The organism is Paenibacillus sp. p3-SID867 (assembly GCF_025142895.1).
Taxonomy (GTDB): Bacteria; Bacillota; Bacilli; order Paenibacillales; family Paenibacillaceae; genus Paenibacillus_AQ.
The window spans coordinates 46,268-62,444 of sequence record NZ_JAMBDM010000015.1; the positions used below are offsets into that span (position 1 = coordinate 46,268).

General features: G+C 51.2%; 15 protein-coding genes. 12 read left to right on the forward strand and 3 right to left on the reverse strand.

What is annotated here, in order from left to right; all coding sequences use genetic code 11:
• Window position 1: 1 nt before the first annotated feature.
• A complete protein-coding gene (locus tag M4D81_RS25855) occupies window positions 2–925 on the reverse strand; it encodes an ABC transporter ATP-binding protein (RefSeq protein ID WP_260068517.1) in 924 nt (307 codons plus the stop codon).
• Window positions 926–1,234: 309 nt separating this feature from the next.
• Between M4D81_RS25855 and M4D81_RS25860 the strand changes: the two genes are divergently transcribed.
• The 8 genes from M4D81_RS25860 to M4D81_RS25895 all read left to right on the forward strand — a co-directional run bounded on the left by M4D81_RS25860 (window position 1,235) and on the right by M4D81_RS25895 (window position 9,430).
• Entirely contained in the window at window positions 1,235–2,185 is a 951-nt protein-coding gene (locus M4D81_RS25860; RefSeq protein ID WP_071219480.1) for an ROK family glucokinase, read from the forward strand.
• Between the two features lie 52 nt (window positions 2,186–2,237).
• The gene (rapZ, locus tag M4D81_RS25865) at window positions 2,238–3,146 is read left to right on the forward strand and encodes an RNase adapter RapZ (RefSeq protein WP_071219481.1); all 909 of its coding nucleotides are present in this window, start codon (window positions 2,238–2,240) and stop codon (window positions 3,144–3,146) included.
• Window positions 3,147–3,203: 57 nt separating this feature from the next.
• A complete protein-coding gene (locus M4D81_RS25870; RefSeq protein ID WP_181469905.1) occupies window positions 3,204–4,145 on the forward strand; it encodes a gluconeogenesis factor YvcK family protein in 942 nt (313 codons plus the stop codon).
• A 5-nt stretch (window positions 4,146–4,150) separates the two neighbouring features.
• Entirely contained in the window at window positions 4,151–5,080 is a 930-nt protein-coding gene (whiA, locus tag M4D81_RS25875) for a DNA-binding protein WhiA (protein ID WP_071219483.1), read from the forward strand.
• A 102-nt stretch (window positions 5,081–5,182) separates the two neighbouring features.
• Window positions 5,183–5,452: an HPr family phosphocarrier protein gene (locus tag M4D81_RS25880; RefSeq protein WP_006207570.1), complete on the forward strand. Its 270-nt coding sequence runs from the start codon at window positions 5,183–5,185 to the stop codon at window positions 5,450–5,452.
• A gap of 383 nt (window positions 5,453–5,835) precedes the next feature.
• On the forward strand, window positions 5,836–7,635 hold the full coding sequence (locus M4D81_RS25885) for an ABC transporter ATP-binding protein (RefSeq protein ID WP_260068518.1): 1,800 nt from the start codon (window positions 5,836–5,838) through the stop codon (window positions 7,633–7,635).
• Window positions 7,636–7,673: 38 nt separating this feature from the next.
• Complete coding sequence (locus M4D81_RS25890; protein ID WP_071219485.1) at window positions 7,674–8,354, forward strand: response regulator transcription factor; 681 nt, start codon at window positions 7,674–7,676, stop codon at window positions 8,352–8,354.
• On the forward strand, window positions 8,354–9,430 hold the full coding sequence (locus M4D81_RS25895) for a HAMP domain-containing sensor histidine kinase (protein ID WP_260068519.1): 1,077 nt from the start codon (window positions 8,354–8,356) through the stop codon (window positions 9,428–9,430). The genes M4D81_RS25890 and M4D81_RS25895 overlap by 1 nt, the downstream gene beginning before the upstream one ends.
• A 489-nt stretch (window positions 9,431–9,919) precedes the next feature.
• On the opposite strand, the gene M4D81_RS25900 is transcribed toward M4D81_RS25895, so the two are convergent.
• Entirely contained in the window at window positions 9,920–10,648 is a 729-nt protein-coding gene (locus M4D81_RS25900) for an amino acid ABC transporter ATP-binding protein (protein WP_260068520.1), read from the reverse strand.
• Window positions 10,641–12,029, reverse strand: coding sequence for an amino acid ABC transporter substrate-binding protein/permease (locus tag M4D81_RS25905; RefSeq protein WP_260068585.1), 1,389 nt, complete (start codon window positions 12,027–12,029; stop codon window positions 10,641–10,643). Before M4D81_RS25905 ends, M4D81_RS25900 begins: the two co-directional genes overlap by 8 nt.
• A 326-nt stretch (window positions 12,030–12,355) precedes the next feature.
• Here M4D81_RS25905 and M4D81_RS25910 point away from each other — a divergent pair, with 326 nt between their 5' ends.
• The 4 genes from M4D81_RS25910 to M4D81_RS25925 all read left to right on the forward strand — a co-directional run bounded on the left by M4D81_RS25910 (window position 12,356) and on the right by M4D81_RS25925 (window position 16,145).
• Window positions 12,356–13,117 carry an SIMPL domain-containing protein gene (locus tag M4D81_RS25910; RefSeq protein ID WP_260068521.1) on the forward strand — a complete coding sequence of 254 codons (762 nt, stop codon included), beginning with the start codon at window positions 12,356–12,358 and terminating at the stop codon, window positions 13,115–13,117.
• A gap of 404 nt (window positions 13,118–13,521) precedes the next feature.
• A complete protein-coding gene (locus M4D81_RS25915; protein ID WP_311200706.1) occupies window positions 13,522–14,493 on the forward strand; it encodes an ABC transporter ATP-binding protein in 972 nt (323 codons plus the stop codon).
• Window positions 14,490–15,338 carry an ABC transporter permease gene (locus tag M4D81_RS25920; protein ID WP_260068522.1) on the forward strand — a complete coding sequence of 283 codons (849 nt, stop codon included), beginning with the start codon at window positions 14,490–14,492 and terminating at the stop codon, window positions 15,336–15,338. Before M4D81_RS25915 ends, M4D81_RS25920 begins: the two co-directional genes overlap by 4 nt.
• Window positions 15,339–16,145, forward strand: coding sequence for an ABC transporter permease (locus M4D81_RS25925; RefSeq protein WP_311200707.1), 807 nt, complete (start codon window positions 15,339–15,341; stop codon window positions 16,143–16,145).
• The last annotated feature ends 32 nt before the right edge of the window (window positions 16,146–16,177 follow it).

Genomic DNA, 16,177 nt, shown 5'->3' on the forward strand with positions numbered 1-16,177 from the left:
CTTATACAGCCTCCCCTTGATCCATCGTTAATTGGTCGAATGCTTCGTCCAGGCTTCCTTGATCGATGCGAATGTCGCGTACAGCCAGCCCGGCCCGGAACAGAGCCGCCAGCGCCGTGTCCGTATCATCGGTAACGGCGTTCAGCCGGCCGTTGTGTTCATACACATCGGTTACGCCGGGTACCTCATGAAGCAGCTCCTTGACCTGCTGGTGGTCCGCATCCACGATAAAGGAAACCGACCTTCGTGTCAGCTTGGCTTTGATCGCTTCCGGCGTGCCATCGGCGGCAACCTGACCTTGATGGAACAGCAGAATGCGGTCGGCCATATCGTCCGCCTCTTGCAGATAATGCGTGGTAAACAGAATCGTTTTGCCCTGGTCGGCAAGCTTGCGTACCGTCTGCCAAAATAGCCGGCGGGCCGATGTATCCAGGCCGACCGTTGGTTCATCGAAGAACAGCAGCTCGGGGTTGCCCGCAATCGCCAGCGCAAAGCTGAGCTTGCGTTTCTGGCCGCCGGACATTTTGACAGCCCATTTATTCAGTTCTTCAGCGGTAAGTCCGCTCAAGCTCGCGATTTCATCCAGTGTTAGCGGGTTCGGATAATAGCCTCGGATGAGATTGATAATTTCGCGCGTCCGCAATCCGTCCATAACACTGACCTCTTGAAGCATGGCGCCGATCTTCTCACGTACCTTCAAGTCCTTCGGACTGCGCCCGAACAGGAGAACCTCACCCTGGCTGGCGTCTTTAAGGCCGAGCATCATGGAGATGGCGGTTGATTTCCCTGCTCCGTTGGGTCCGAGAATGGCTGTGATCGACCCTTTCACTATCGTAAACGACACTTGGTTGACGGCTTTTTTGCTTCCGAACATCTTGGTTACCTGCCGCAGCTCTGCAATAGGTTCTTGGATTGGGTTTGTCATGGAATCGCTCCTCCGTAATCGAAATGATCTGAATTCATCATACGAAAGCAGAGGAATGCCTGTTAGTAAAGGATGTCACCACTTCAGAGTGACAATTGTCATATCGATCTGCCATAGGGAGAGGGGAGTTAGATGATGAACAAACAAGGGAGGTTTCGCGGATGTTTGGACACGCTTACATAATCGAAATTAAAGGACTGCTTACCGTTTTCCGTCACGTGGTGTTCTCTTGACCGCAGAAGTGCCTTCAATTATAGTGGGTACAGTAGGAGCAATCTATAATATAGAAGGAAAAAGGTGGCTTGAAACATGTCTGAGAACATCTACGTCGGTGTCGATCTGGGCGGAACAGCAATTAAAGTTGGAATTTGCAATGAAGAGGGGCATCTTCTGCATAAGTATGAGGGGCCGACGGAAACAGCCAAAGGCGTTGACACGGTTATTGACAACATTGAGAAATATGTGCGTCACATTGTGGAAGAATCGCCATTCAGCTGGGATCAACTTGCTGGTGTGGGAGCTGGATTCGCCGGCTTTACGAATATTCGTGAAGGCATCATTATTCTGGCACCGAATGTAGGATTTAAAGATGTACCGATTCGCGCACTGCTTGAAGAGCGTCTCGGCAAGCCCGTCAAAATAGACAACGACGCCAATGTAGCTGCATTGGGTGAAGCCTGGAGCGGCTCAGGGCGCGGCGTTGAGAACTGCGTATGCTACACGCTGGGTACCGGTGTTGGCGGAGGCATTATTATTAACGGCAAGATTTATCAAGGCTTCGGCGGCATGGCTGGCGAGCTTGGACATATCTCGGTTGTGCCGGACTTGGAAGCGATTCAATGCGGATGCGGTGAAATGGGCTGTCTGGAGACAGTTTCGTCGGCAACCGGCATTATCCGTATGGCGAAGGATGCCGTAGAGCGTGGGGACCGTACTTCCCTTGCCCATGTAGAGAGCATTGCGGCGAAGGAAGTGTTTGATGCTGCAAAGGCTGGCGATGAAGTTGCCATTCGGATCGTGAATCGCGCAGCTTATTACCTGGGCAAATCTATGGCTGCCGTTGCGGCCGTGTTGAATCCGGAAGCCTTTATTATCGGCGGCGGCGTATCCAAAGCCGGCGACATTTTGTTTGATGAAGTCCGCGCTGTATTTGCGAAGCTGACACCAGAGCCGCTTCAGCGAGGTGTGCGTATCGTTCCGGCTGAGCTCGGCAATGATGCCGGCGTTGTAGGCGCTGCCGGACTGCATTTGCGTTCGTAATCATTATTCACCATACATCGTCTGATCTAAACTTATAAGGGAGGGAAAGCTGATGCTGGAAGCAGCCAACCGAGGCAGCAACACATCATCCATGGCCACCCTGATCATCATCACCGGGATGTCGGGAGCAGGTAAGACCTTGGCCGTACAAAGTCTGGAGGATCTTGGATTCTTTTGCGTCGATAACCTGCCTCCGGTGCTCATTCCCAAATTCGCGGAGCTGATCGATCAATCCAAGGGTAAGATCGGCAAGGTTGCATTGGTCATCGACCTGCGTGGCCGCGAATTTTTTACGGCTCTATCGGAGTCTCTGAGTTACATCAAGGACCACTTTACCATCCACTGCGAGATTCTATTCCTGGATGCAACGGATTCCGTGCTTGTACAACGTTATAAGGAAAGCCGCCGTCGCCATCCGCTCGCTCCGGAAGGCATGCCGCTTGACGGAATAAGGTTGGAGCGCAAAATGCTGGATGAGCTGAAGAATTCGGCTACCCAGGTGATCGATACGAGCAATATGAAGCCTGTGCGATTGAAGGAGAAGATTATCTCACGTTTCACACATCTGGAGAGCAGCACGTTATCGGTAAATATCACATCCTTTGGGTTTAAATACGGGATTCCGATTGACGCTGATCTGGTGTTTGATGTGCGCTTTCTGCCCAACCCGCACTATGTGGAGCAGCTGCGCCCAAATACCGGCCAGAACAGTGATGTATATGAATACGTGATGAAATGGCCGGAGACGCAGGCGTTTCTAACCAAACTGCTCGATATGCTGCATTTCTTGATCCCGCAGTATCGGAAGGAAGGCAAAAGCCAGGTTATTATCGGCATTGGCTGTACCGGCGGGAAGCATCGCTCCGTTGCGATAGCGGAATACCTTGGCAAAATGCTGGGCGTTAGCGAAACGGAGACGGTATCGGTGAGTCACCGTGATTCCGATCGGGATCGGCATTAATTAAGGGAAGTGATAAATGTGGCTGTGCAAGCTAGAAAGCGTCCCCGCATCGTCGTGATGGGTGGAGGAACCGGGCTGTCCGTTATGCTCCGGGGACTCAAGGAGAAGCCGCTTGATATTACGGCTATCGTTACCGTCGCTGATGATGGGGGAAGCTCCGGCATACTGCGTAGCGAATTGCAGATGCCGCCCCCGGGAGATATTCGAAATGTACTTACAGCGCTCGCCGATGTGGAGCCGCTGTTATCCGATATATTGAAATACCGCTTTAAGAATGGCTCGGGACTGGCCGGGCACAGCCTCGGCAATTTAATCTTGGCTGCCATGACGGATTTGCACGGTGATTTTGTCACGGCAGTCAAGGAGATGAGCCGGGTTTTTGTTGTTCGAGGACAGGTGCTGCCCGCGGCGGGTGAAGCCGTTATTTTGCATGCAGAGATGGAAGACGGTTCTATTGTGACCGGTGAATCCAAAATCCCGGAGGCTGGGCGCCGCATTAAACGGATCTTTCTGGAGCCGGAGCATGTTGAGCCACTGCCGGAAGCGCTGGAGGCGATTCAGCAGGCCGATGCGATTCTGATCGGTCCGGGAAGCCTATATACCAGTATTTTGCCCAATTTACTTGTTCCCAAGCTTGCTGAAGCCATCGTATCCTCTGAGGCGATCAAAATGTTCGTGTGCAATGTGATGACGCAGCCTGGAGAAACCGATAATTATACGGTGAGCGATCATTTGCAGGCCGTTTACGATCATATTGGTCTTCATCTGTTCGATTATGTTATTGTAAATGATGGCGAAATCCCGCCGCAGGTTCAGGATAAGTATGCTCAGAAGGGTGCAAAGCCCGTGTTCCTGGATCGTGATGAGGTGACCAGCAGAGGGTACAAACTCATTGCAGATAAGCTTGTGCTATTTAGAACATACTTAAGACATGACGCTGACAAGCTGAGCAATCATATATTTCAGCTGGTACAGGATTGGATTACACGAAAGGGGTGAGTACCTTGTCCTTTGCGGCACAGACGAAGAAAGAACTGACAATGATCGAAAGCCAGAACTGCTGTGAAAAAGCCGAGCTGTCCGCGCTCATTCGGATGAACGGTTCTGTTCAGCTTTCGAACAAAAAGGTAATCCTGGATATTTCAACGGAAAATGCCGCGATTGCAAGACGTATTTATTCCTTAATTAAGAGGCATTTCCAGGCACATACCGAACTTTTGGTGCGTAAAAAAATGCGTTTGAAGAAGAATAACGTATATATCGTTCGTATTCCCGCCCAGGTTCAGGAGATACTTAAAGAACTGCGCATCGTTTCCGAGGGCTTTCTGTTTCAATCGCGGATTGATGAACAAATCGTTCGCAAAAATTGCTGTAAACGCGCTTATTTGCGCGGTGCCTTTATGGCTGGCGGATCCGTGAACAATCCGGAGGGGTCTTCATACCATCTGGAAATTGCCTCAATGTATGAAGAGCACTGCCAGTCCCTGGTGGATCTGGCGAATGAGTTTCATCTGAACGCACGCTGCATCGAGCGGAAGAAAGGCTTTATCTTCTACATTAAGGAAGGCGAGAAAATCATCGAGTTCCTTAATCTGATCGGTGCCCACCAGGCATTATTCAAGTTCGAGGATGTCCGGATTATGCGGGATATGCGGAATTCGGTGAACCGGATCGTAAACTGCGAGACCGCCAACCTGAACAAAACGATCGGCGCTGCCGTCCGTCAGATTGAGAACATTAAGCTGCTCCAAAAGGAAATGGGTCTTGAGAATTTGCCCGATAAACTGCGGGAAGTGGCTGAAATTCGACTGGCTCATCCGGACATGAATCTGAAGGAAGTCGGCGAGCTTCTTAAAGGAACCGTCAGCAAATCCGGCGTTAATCACCGCCTGCGCAAAATCGACGAATTGGCCGAAAAGATTCGGAATGGGTAAGAATTTTTTCTTCTAGTGTCCTGTATGGTAAAATGGTATAATATTATAAAATGTCAATCGCGCTTTCAATGCAGCAGATTTATTAGATAGGGGGTAATTTTCATGACAAAGCACCCGGTAGTCGTTCGGTTAAAGACGGGTCTTCACGCCAGACCGGCCGCGCTGTTCGTTCAGGAAGCGAATAAATACTCATCTGAAATCTTCGTTGAAAAAGATGATAAAAAAGTTAATGCCAAAAGTATCATGGGAATTATGAGCCTTGCGATCAGCTCTGGTACGGAAGTTTACATTAGTGCTGAGGGAGCCGACGCGGAGCAAGCGGTTACTTCACTCGTGAACTTGGTGAGCAAAGAGGAACTCGAGAACCAATAAGGGTCACCGTGATTGAAGTTTAAGAAAAGTCTTGTTACTGCAAGGCTTTTTTTGCTATCAAGGCCTTCTGTTGCTGGATTCTCGCTTGGTTTTCGTGCGTACATATGGATAGATTTCGAGAAGGGGCGGAGAAATCCGCTCTTTTTGTACATCGTGCGCACTGCTGCTGCGTGGTCCGGGGCATACTTAGATGGCTTATTACTATATTGGAATATTGGGGGTCCCCGCAAAGTAGTTGGAATAAGATCGTAGCTTAGGCTCCATTTGGTGGGGTCATTTTAGGTTGTTTCTCTAGAAATAAGCCTTCGTTTAACTTCAGTTTAACTTGTTGAACTATTCTTTCCTTACAGACAATAAACAAGGATGGAAGGGAAGAGAAAACGATGAGAGAAACGGACCATACTTCTATACAGGAAATAGCTCAGGAAAGGCAGGCCGGCAGCGGCAAAGCGGGTTCGCAGGCCTTCTTCCGGCTGTTAAAAGAAACGAAACCGCCGATGCTGCTGCTGATTGGAGCCATCTTGCTGAATGTGGTATCAACCCTGGTCGGGCTAGTCATTCCGATGTTTACAAAGAGCCTGGTGGATGGCTTCTCCTTAACGGATATGAACCGCTCCCATATCATCGGACTTGGGATCGCATTTGTGGTGCAGACGATAGCCTCAGGGGTTTCGATCTTTTTGCTGAGTTATACGGGACAGAAGATGGTGGCCGCCCTTAGGGAACGGCTGTGGAAAAAGCTCCTGGTGCTGCCGATCCGCTACTTCGATCATAATCGTTCAGGGGAATCGGTCAGCCGGATGACGAATGATACAGGAGTGATCAAAAGTCTCATATCGGACCATGTGGCCGGATTTTTTAGCGGGATTATTTCTATCGTCGGTTCCATTGGGGTGCTCCTCTATCTAAACTGGAAGATGACACTGACGATGTTTATCGTCATTCCGATTGCAGCGCTGATTCTTGTGCCGCTTGGCAAGAAAATGTATAAAATCTCGCTTGGCATGCAGGATGAGACGGCTACGTTTACGGCGAATATCAGTCAGGTGCTGTCGGAGATTCGTTTGGTGAAAGCATCAAACGCTGAGGACAGAGAGTATGAAAATGGGCATAAAGGGATCACCAATCTGCTAAATTTCGGGATCAAGGAAGGTGTAGTATCCGCCTGGATCGCGCCGCTGATGTCTTTCGTGCTGATGATGCTGCTGGTGGTGGTCATCGGGTATGGCGGACTTCAGGTATCCACAGGGGCATTGACCGCCGGCGAGCTGGTTGCGTTTATCCTGTATCTGATTCAAATCGTGATGCCGATGACGCAGTTAACGACGTTTTTTACCCAGTTTCAGAAGGCCAAAGGAGCAACCGAGCGAATATTGGAAACACTGGATGCAGAGGAAGAATCCATTTCGGAAGGTAGCGATGTGGTGAACGCGAATCAGCGGGTGTCTATCGAGAATCTGTCGTTTGGTTACAAACCGGATGAGCTGGTACTGCATGATATCAGCTTTCAGATGGAGCCGGGCACGGTCACGGCAGTGGTTGGACCGAGTGGCGGAGGCAAAACGACGCTGTTCTCCATGCTTGAGCGTTTTTACCTACCGCAAAAAGGACAGATCCGATTGGGCAAGACGGCGATTGATACGTTCTCTCTACGCTCATGGCGCGGGTTGATTGGTTATGTCTCACAGGATAGTCCAATGATCGCGGGAACCATTCGCGACAACTTATGTTATGGGATGGACCGGGAAGTGAGCGATGGGGAGATCCGAAGAGCGGCAGAAATGGCCTATGCAGATGGATTTATCGACGAGCTGCCGCATGGTTTTGATACGGATGTGGGCGAACGGGGCGTGAAGCTCTCCGGCGGTCAGCGGCAGCGGATTGCCATAGCCAGAGCCTTGCTGCGGGATCCGAAGATTCTGATGCTGGACGAAGCCACCTCCAGTCTGGACAGCCGTTCCGAGATTGAAGTGCAGAAGGCCCTCAAGAACCTGATGGCTGGCCGGACGACGATTATTATTGCGCACCGGTTATCCACGGTTGTAGGAGCGAATCAGATTATTTTCATTGAAAAAGGAACGGTAACCGGACGGGGAACGCATGATGAATTGATTGAGCAGCATGACATGTACAGAGAGTTTGCCGTGCAGCAGCTGCAGATGAATGAAACGATTGAGGCCTAAGGGTGCCTTGAAATGCTGGGGAAGAAGGGAGGGCCACCATGGCAAAAATATTGGTAGTGGACGACGACCCGAATATCCGCGAACTCATAAAGGTGTTTCTGGAGGAAGCGGGGATGGAAGGGGTATTCGAAGCCTCGGATGGCGTCGAGGCCTTGTCCGTCATGGAACAGACATCCGTCGATCTGGTCGTGATGGATATCATGATGCCGAATATGGACGGATGGGAGCTGTGCCGGGAGATCCGGAGGAACACCGGTATTCCGGTGCTGATGCTGACGGCAAAAGGGGAAACGAGGCAGATCGTGAAGGGTTTTGAGCTGGGTACCGACGATTATCTGGTGAAGCCCTTCGAACCAGCGGAGCTTGTTGTGCGCGTCAAAGCGCTGCTGAAGCGGTATCAGGTAGCCGCATCGCAGACGGTGACCATCGGCAAGCTGCAGATGAACCGCAGAACCTATGAGGTCAAGGCGGGTGATGAGGCTTTTACCCTGCCGCTGAAGGAGTTTGAGCTGCTCTTCAAGCTGGCCAGTTATCCGGGGAGCACGTTGCCGCGCGACAGGCTGATCGAAGATATATGGGGATATGACTTTGAAGGGAACGAACGGACGCTGGATGTCCACGTGAATCGGCTGCGGGAGCGGTTCCCGGAGGAGAAATACCGGTTCAGGATTCGAACGGTGCGCGGTCTGGGTTACCGCCTGGAGGCAGGTGAAGGTTAATGAAGAAAACGCGCAAAATATTGTGGAAGATCGTTCGGGAAACGCTTCAGACCATCTTGGTCTTTGCGGTATTAGGCGCGTCATGGACGGCGGCGACCTATGTGACGCGGTTTATTTACACCTGGACGGGAACGCCGCGTTGGGATTATGTCGTCCAGCTGATCAACTTGTTTGTTGGCGTCATCATCTTCTTCCTATGCATGCTTGTCGTGGGCATGTTCTTCAAGCATCGGCAAATGGCCATGCTGAATTCCATTACGGATGCCATGCGCCGGATATCGCAGGGAGACTTCAAGGTAAAGATGAACGAAAATGAATGGCGCGGGGAGTTCAAGATGATCGCCAGCAGCATTAACGACATGGCCGGCGAATTGGGGCGGATGGAGACCATGCGTCAGGATTTCATCTCCAATGTGTCCCATGAAATTCAATCCCCGCTTACTTCGATTCGGGGGTTTGCAAGGGCGCTCCGAAATCCCCGCCTCACGGAGGAGAAGAGAGCCCGTTACCTGGAGATTATCGAAGGAGAGAGCCGCCGCTTGTCGCAGCTGAGTGACAATCTGTTAAAGCTGTCATCCCTGGAAGGAGAGCAGCCGGCATTCGAAAGGGCCCGTTACCGGCTCGACGGGCAGCTGCGTGCGGTCGTTTTGGCGCATGAGCCGCAGTGGCTGGCGAAACGGATTCAGGTGGATTTGGATCTCGCAAAGGTAGAGATTGAGGCCACAGAGGATCTGCTGAGTCAAGTGTGGACCAACTTGCTGCACAACAGCATCAAATTCACGCCGGAAGGCGGTATGATCACCATCGTGCTAAAAGCAAGGGAAGACGGAGCCGAGGTTACGATGACGGATACGGGGGTCGGGATGTCGGAGTCGGACCAGCTGCATATATTCGAACGCTTCTACAAGGCGGATAAATCGCGCAATCGCGCCGCTGGCGGCAGCGGGCTTGGATTATCGATCGTGAAGCGGATCGTCGATATTCATCAAGGTAAAATAATGGTCCAATCCGAGCTTGGGAAGGGCTCGGCATTTACCGTGAAGGTGCCGTATAAGCGATCACTGGATACGAAGTAGTGATCGTGCGGTGAAGGTTGGACATAAGACATAAAGCATTTCCTCGGTAATCTTGCGAATGTAACGGACACCAAGGACCTTATTTTCCGAATGAAGCACCATAAACTAAAATAACGGACACCAGATCCGTTATTTTAGGATTTGTATAGCTAAATGCAGTCTTTTGGAAGGAATAACGGATCCTTAGTCCGATTGTCTTCGGAAAAGCCCCATTTCCCATCAAATAAGGTACTCTCGGTCCGTTAGCTCCACTAAAGCAGGGTTCAATGCACATGAATATGCTCGACAGCTGAGCACATTCCGAGGCCACGCACCGTGTTTACCGCGTGCCTTTCCCGCGCGGTGTAATAATGGCTGCTGCAAGATGATCAGCGTTGAGTGCACCTCGGCCACTCATCGTGCGCACAGGGAGCAGTGCGCACAGGGAGCAACCCGCAAGGTACGTGCAGCCATACGGCAACGGTTGCTACAGGTAGGTTAGCTGCACCATTACAGCACCTTCTCCAAAAAGCTGATCGTACGCTCATGCTTCGGTCTGCCGAATACTTCCTCCGGCGGGCCTTCCTCTACGATATACCCGCCATCCATGAAGATCACCCGGTCCGCAACCTCGCGGGCAAAGCCCATCTCATGCGTGACGATCATCATCGTCATGCCTTCGCGCGCCAGATCCTTCATGACGCCGAGCACTTCGCCGACCATCTCCGGGTCCAGCGCCGATGTCGGCTCGTCAAACAGCATGATGTCCGGATTCATCGCCAAGGCCCGGGCGATCGCAACACGCTGCTTCTGACCGCCCGACAGCTGGCTGGGGAAGGCCTCCGCCTTATCGGAGAGTCCTACTTGCTCCAGCAGCTTCAGCCCCGTGGCACGCGCCTCGGACGCGCTCTGCTTGCCCAGCTCGACCGGGGCAAACGTGATGTTCTTCAGCACATTGAAGTGGGGAAACAGATTAAAGTGCTGGAACACCATGCCGATGTTTTCACGTGCCTTGTTGATGTCCGTTTTAGGGTCATTGATATCCTTGTCATGCACGAACACCCTGCCTGCCGTAATGTCCTCCAGTCGGTTGATGCAGCGCAGGAAGGTGCTTTTGCCGGAGCCCGAGGGCCCGATGACACAGACAACCTCGCCTTCCTGAACCTGCATGTTAATGCCCTTCAGCACCTCGTTCGTGCCAAAATTCTTCTTCAGTCCTTCTACGCGGATTTTATCCATGACGCACCTTCCCTTCCAGACGGCCCGAAATTTTGGTCAGAATGGTAATCACGACCAGATACATGATGGCGACCACGAGCCAGATATCAAACGAAGCGAACGTTCTTGCGATGATGATTTTCCCGGATTGGGTCAGCTCGACCAGGCCGATTACCGACAGGATCGATGTATCCTTGAGCGTGATCACCAGCTGGTTAATAAAGGTCGGGATCATGACCTTAATCGCTTGGGGAATGATGATTTTCATCATGGCTTTGCGGTATGGCAGACCGAGCGAACGGGCAGCTTCCAGCTGTCCAGGGTCAATGGATTGAATACCGCCCCGGATAATTTCCGTGACATAGGCACCGGCATTCAGGCTAAGTGTCAGGACAGCTGCCACGATCGGCGACATCGTGAACCCGAGCGCTTGCGGAATACCGAAATAGATGAAGAAGGCAAGGACCAGCAGCGGTATGCCGCGGAAAATATCCACGAATACAGTTGCGATGCCTCGAAGCCATTTATTGCGTCCAACCTTCATAAAACCGAATATCAACCCTAGGAAAAACGCGAAGAACAGCGATACGATGGTCAACAGCAGCGTATTGCCAAGGCCCTTCAGCAGCGAAGGCAGCGACTCCACGATCAGCTCCCAGCGGCTTTGATTCGCGGCGCCTACCGCATTTTCGCCAATGTATTTTGCCTTAATACGTTCATACTCTCCGCTTGCCTTCAGGTTGATCAAGCCGGCATTGAATTTCTCCAGAAGCTCCTGGTTCCGTCCCTTGCCGACGGCAAATCCGTAGGAGGCGCCGGGCTCCATTTCCGTGACGATCTTCAGTCCGTTGTTCTGTTCGACTCCATAAGCCAATACGGGGAAGTCGTCAAAACAGGCAACGGAATTGCCGGTCCTGACATCGTCATACATCTGGGCCGAATCGTCAAAAGGCACGATGGTGAATCCGTATTTGGAGGATATGGATTCAGCAAAACTGTAGCCCTCCGTACCGGTTTTGACGGCGACTTTTTTTCCTTTTAAATCCTCATACCCTTTAATAGACTCCTGATCCTGGCGAATGGCCATGACCACACCTGAGTTAAAATAAGGTTCGGAGAAGTCGAATTTTTGCTTTCGCTCATCCGTGATGCTCATGCCGGCAATAACTCCATCGACCTGATTGGCTTCCAGCGCCTGAACCGCCGCATTGAAGCCGAGCGGCTTGATCTCATATTTGAAATTTTGGTCTTTTGCGATCGCATCCAGCAGATCCATGTCGATACCGACAAATTTGCCGCTTGCATCCTGGAATTCAAACGGGGCAAACGTAATGTCCGTTCCGATCTGATAGGTTTTACCGGAGGCTGGCTCTGCCGCGGCGCTTGCCGCCCCGTATGGCATGCCCGCTGCCATGAGTATCAGCAGTGACATGAACGCGTATAACATCCGGAATGATTTCATAGTGACCTCCTCTTTTTAAACACCGATGTAAGTTAGTTACCCATTAAGGCTTCCTTATTAAACAGTTGCCGTCTTCTTCATTGGGTATCTTATTTTGCTAATCAACCAATCATGCCTAGATATACCAATTAAATGGGGCGTACCGAAATAAGTTGAAGAAAAATCTCAAAACGCTCCAATCCGGATGCAACATTTACCAATGCCCTCACGTTAGAAGGGTAAGGCAAGCATGGCAGCGATGCCAATATTGAAGGAGGCTGACAATAATGAAAAAATGGGTCAAACAAGTAGGTTCCATCATGATTGCAGGTGCACTGTTGACTGGAAGTACGGCTGTAGTAGGATTGAGCGGGGCAACCGAGGTGCATGCGGCGGAGGCAGCACAGCAAAACCTTCTGACCGTACTCGGTAAAGGCGAGATCTCGGTGAAGCCAGATATCGTATATCTTTCCATCGGGGCTGAATCATATGCGGAAACCGCAAAATCTGCACAGAAGAGCAACGCACAGAAAATGGATAAGATTACGAAGCTGCTGAAAGAAACCTGGAAGATCGATGACAAGGATATCAAAACCGAGCAGTTCTATGTACAGCCTAACTATACGTACTCTGATGATAATGGACGTAAAGTGAAAAACTATTCGGCGTATCATTCTCTGGAAGTCACGCTTCGCGACTTAAGCAAAGTCGGTGATGTGCTTGATGCAGCGTCCGATGCCGGCGCCAATTCCATTGGAAACGCACGTTTCTCGGTTGAGAACCGCGATGCGTTCGAGGCCCAAGTGATTGATAAGGCGATGGCGAATGCAGACCTGAAAGCTCAGGCGATGGCAAAAGCCTCCAAGCGCCAGTTGGGTATCGTGCTGAACATTGTGGAAGGTTCCGTTGGTGTAGATACCATCTACGGTCTCGAAAAAATGGCGTTGGAAGCACAATCCACGGCAGCGGACGCGGGCGCAAACACATCCGTGAAGCCGGGCGAAATCAAGATCTCGACGCAGCTGTACGTGCAATATGAGCTGAAGTAGCAGCTGTTTATGACTTAGAATACAGAAAACCGTTCATCCGGGTATTACCGGGGTGGACGGTTTTTTGTGTATCCTTTTTTGAAAAATGAAATACCATAATCAGGGCCCACATCCGTCCCTTCCCCTGTCGAAATACACAGAAAAGTGTTGTGTATAGGGGGAAAACGAGGTATAGTGAATATGCGAAAAACTGAACTTTGATCTGAACGTTACAGCCATACCCATGGATATGGCTTTTTTTTCTTAGTAGAGACTTTTAGCCGCCTCCACCTTTAAGAAACGGATTCTGCCAACCTGAGCACAACAGGCAGTAGGACCGTTTCTTCTTAGTGGGGAACGTTTTTGTGCATCCTGGTTAGCAGGAATGTACACATGGAACAGGTCACATTTTGAAGAAGGGGTTGATGCATGTGATTGAACTTGTCCAGATCGAGAAGCATTTTCAGGGACAAGCGGTCGTGCATCCGCTGTCGCTCTCCATTAAAGAAGGGGAATTCCTGACTTTGCTGGGCCCCAGCGGCTGCGGCAAAACGACGATTCTCCGAATGATAGCAGGATTCGAACAGCCAACCAAAGGGCAGGTCTGGCTGGCGGATCAGAATGTGACGGAAATGCCTGCGAACAAGCGGGATTTGAATCTGGTATTCCAACACTATGCTCTGTTTCCGCATATGACCGTAGAAGATAATATTGCTTTTGGGTTGAAAATGAAGAAAATGCCGCGTCAACTCATCAAGGAGCGGGTGGACGAAGCCGTTGCCATGACGCAGCTGACCGCCCTGCGGGAACGCTTCCCGCACCAGCTGTCCGGTGGACAGCAGCAGCGCGTCGCCATCGCCCGCGCCATTGCCAACAAACCGAAGGTGCTGCTGCTGGATGAACCGCTTGGCGCACTGGATCTGCAGCTGCGGAAGAATCTGCAGTCCGAGCTCAAGCATTTGCAGCGGACGCTCGGGATAACGTTTGTATATGTAACGCACGACCAAGAGGAAGCCATGATGCTCTCCGACCGGATCGTCATCATGAACCATGGACGGGTAGAGCAAATCGGTACGCCGCGCGAGATCTATGCAAGACCGCAAACGCTGTTTGCCGCTACGTTTGTAGGGGAGAATAACGTTTTTTCCTCGCCAGAAGGTCTCTTTGCCGTGCGGCCGGAGAAACTCATTCCCCAGCGGGAATCGGGTGCCAAGAAGAGCGGCGTGATTGAGGATGTGCAGTACCTCGGCAGCGTTCATAAACTGCTGGTCCAACTGGATGATGAGCCGATGAAGGTCATGATTGCCCTCGATATCTCGGATGATCAGCCATGGGAGGTTGGCGAACGGGTTGGGGTGAACTGGAACGCCAAAGATGAGGTGATCATCGGATCATGAGGAAATCAAGGTTCCTATTGACTCCGGTCCTGCTGTGGTTATCCCTGTTCCTGATCGTTCCGATGCTAATCGTGGTCGGCATCTCCTTTCTCTCGCGGGATTCGCTGGGGAACGTCGTGTTTTCCTTCAGTCTGGAAGGATACAAGACCTTCTTTGATCCATTATATTTGGGGATCTACTGGGATACCTTGGTACTGTCGCTGCTGACTACGGTGATCTGCTTGTTAGTCAGCTATCCTTTGGCCTATTATATAGCCAACGCTTCCCCGCGTATCCAAACCTGGGGATTAATTCTGATCACGGTCCCGTTCTGGATCAACTTTTTGATCCGCACCTATGCCTGGGTCCTGCTGCTTCGGACCCAAGGCGTGGTGAACAGCCTGCTGCTGTGGATGGGATGGATCGACGAGCCGATTCAGATGCTGTATACGTACGGCGCCGTACTGCTCGGGATGGTGTATAACTTCATCCCCTTCATGGTGCTGCCGATTTATGTGGCCCTGGAGCAGATGGACAAGCGCCTCCTGGATGCGGCCAGCGATCTGGGCGCTTCCAGGTGGAAAGCATTCCGGCACATTACCTTGCCGCAGAGCAAATCCGGCATCATGACTGGAGCGGTTCTGGTCTATGTCTCGACTTCCGGGATGTTTGTAGTTACGGATATTTTGGGAGGCGCGAAGTCCTCCATGATCAGTAATATCATTCAGCAGCAGTTCCTGGGTGCGCGCAACTGGCCCTTTGGAGCGGCGTTGTCGGTGATCTTTGTGATTACGTCCCTGGTGCTGATCCTGCTCTTTAACCGGGCGATGCAAGCCCGGCATCAACGCGTAGGGGAGGAGAGATAAGTGAAGAAGAAGAATCATCCGCTGCTTGGAATTCACTCTTTCCTTATGATGGCTTTCATCTATATACCGATCATCATGATCATCATCTATTCCTTTAACGACACGCGGCTTAGCGGCAACTGGGAAGGATTTACGCTTGAATGGTATGTGTCGCTATTCGAAAACCGGCACGTGATGGAAGCGCTGATGAACAGTTTGACGGTGGCGGTCATATCGACGATCGTTTCCACCCTGCTCGGAACCGCAGCGGCGCTCTCGCTTCGGAGTATGGGGCGCAGAGGTCGCAGCGGTATGAATGGGCTGCTGTATCTGCCGGTCATTATCCCGGATATTATTATGGGGCTGTCGCTGCTGGTATTGTTCAGTCAACTCAATATGCCGCTCGGTAAAACGACCGTTATTATAGCCCATATCACCTTCAGTATGTCTTATGTATATGTTGTAGTTACGGCCAGATTGTCTGGAATGGGCAAACAACTCGGTGAAGCGGCGCAGGATTTGGGAGCTACGCCTTGGCAGACGTTCCGGCACGTCACGCTGCCGCAGATTGCACCGGGCATTATCTCCGGCGCCTTGATTGCTTTTACGCTCTCATTGGATGACTTTATGGTCAGCTTTTTTGTCGCCGGCCCAAGCTCAACGACGCTGCCGATCTATATTTACGCTCAAGTGAAGCGCGGCATCTCGCCAGAGATTAACGCGCTGTGTACGCTGCTCATTCTGGTCAGCATCACGCTGATTCTGTTAGCCCAATATATTCTTAACCGCGGCAACGGACAGAAGAAACACAAAACATTACCGATTTAAGCGATAGAACGCTTTTTTCGAAATAAAACATG

Bases quoted from the DNA above. Each gene is read 5' to 3' on its own strand.
- M4D81_RS25910 (WP_260068521.1), top strand. From the start codon at position 12,356: ATGAAAAAATGGGTCAAACAAGTAGGTTCCATCATGATTGCAGGTGCA.
- M4D81_RS25860 (WP_071219480.1), top strand. From the start codon at position 1,235: ATGTCTGAGAACATCTACGTCGGTGTCGATCTGGGCGGAACAGCAATT.
- M4D81_RS25880 (WP_006207570.1), top strand. From the start codon at position 5,183: ATGACAAAGCACCCGGTAGTCGTTCGGTTAAAGACGGGTCTTCACGCC.
- M4D81_RS25900 (WP_260068520.1), bottom strand. From the start codon at position 10,648: ATGGATAAAATCCGCGTAGAAGGACTGAAGAAGAATTTTGGCACGAAC.
- M4D81_RS25915 (WP_311200706.1), top strand. From the start codon at position 13,522: ATGCATGTGATTGAACTTGTCCAGATCGAGAAGCATTTTCAGGGACAA.
- M4D81_RS25870 (WP_181469905.1), top strand. From the start codon at position 3,204: ATGGGTGGAGGAACCGGGCTGTCCGTTATGCTCCGGGGACTCAAGGAG.
- rapZ (WP_071219481.1), top strand. From the start codon at position 2,238: ATGCTGGAAGCAGCCAACCGAGGCAGCAACACATCATCCATGGCCACC.
- M4D81_RS25895 (WP_260068519.1), top strand. From the start codon at position 8,354: ATGAAGAAAACGCGCAAAATATTGTGGAAGATCGTTCGGGAAACGCTT.
- M4D81_RS25905 (WP_260068585.1), bottom strand. From the start codon at position 12,029: ATGCCATACGGGGCGGCAAGCGCCGCGGCAGAGCCAGCCTCCGGTAAA.
- M4D81_RS25890 (WP_071219485.1), top strand. From the start codon at position 7,674: ATGGCAAAAATATTGGTAGTGGACGACGACCCGAATATCCGCGAACTC.
- M4D81_RS25855 (WP_260068517.1), bottom strand. From the start codon at position 925: ATGACAAACCCAATCCAAGAACCTATTGCAGAGCTGCGGCAGGTAACC.
- M4D81_RS25885 (WP_260068518.1), top strand. From the start codon at position 5,836: ATGAGAGAAACGGACCATACTTCTATACAGGAAATAGCTCAGGAAAGG.
- M4D81_RS25920 (WP_260068522.1), top strand. From the start codon at position 14,490: ATGAGGAAATCAAGGTTCCTATTGACTCCGGTCCTGCTGTGGTTATCC.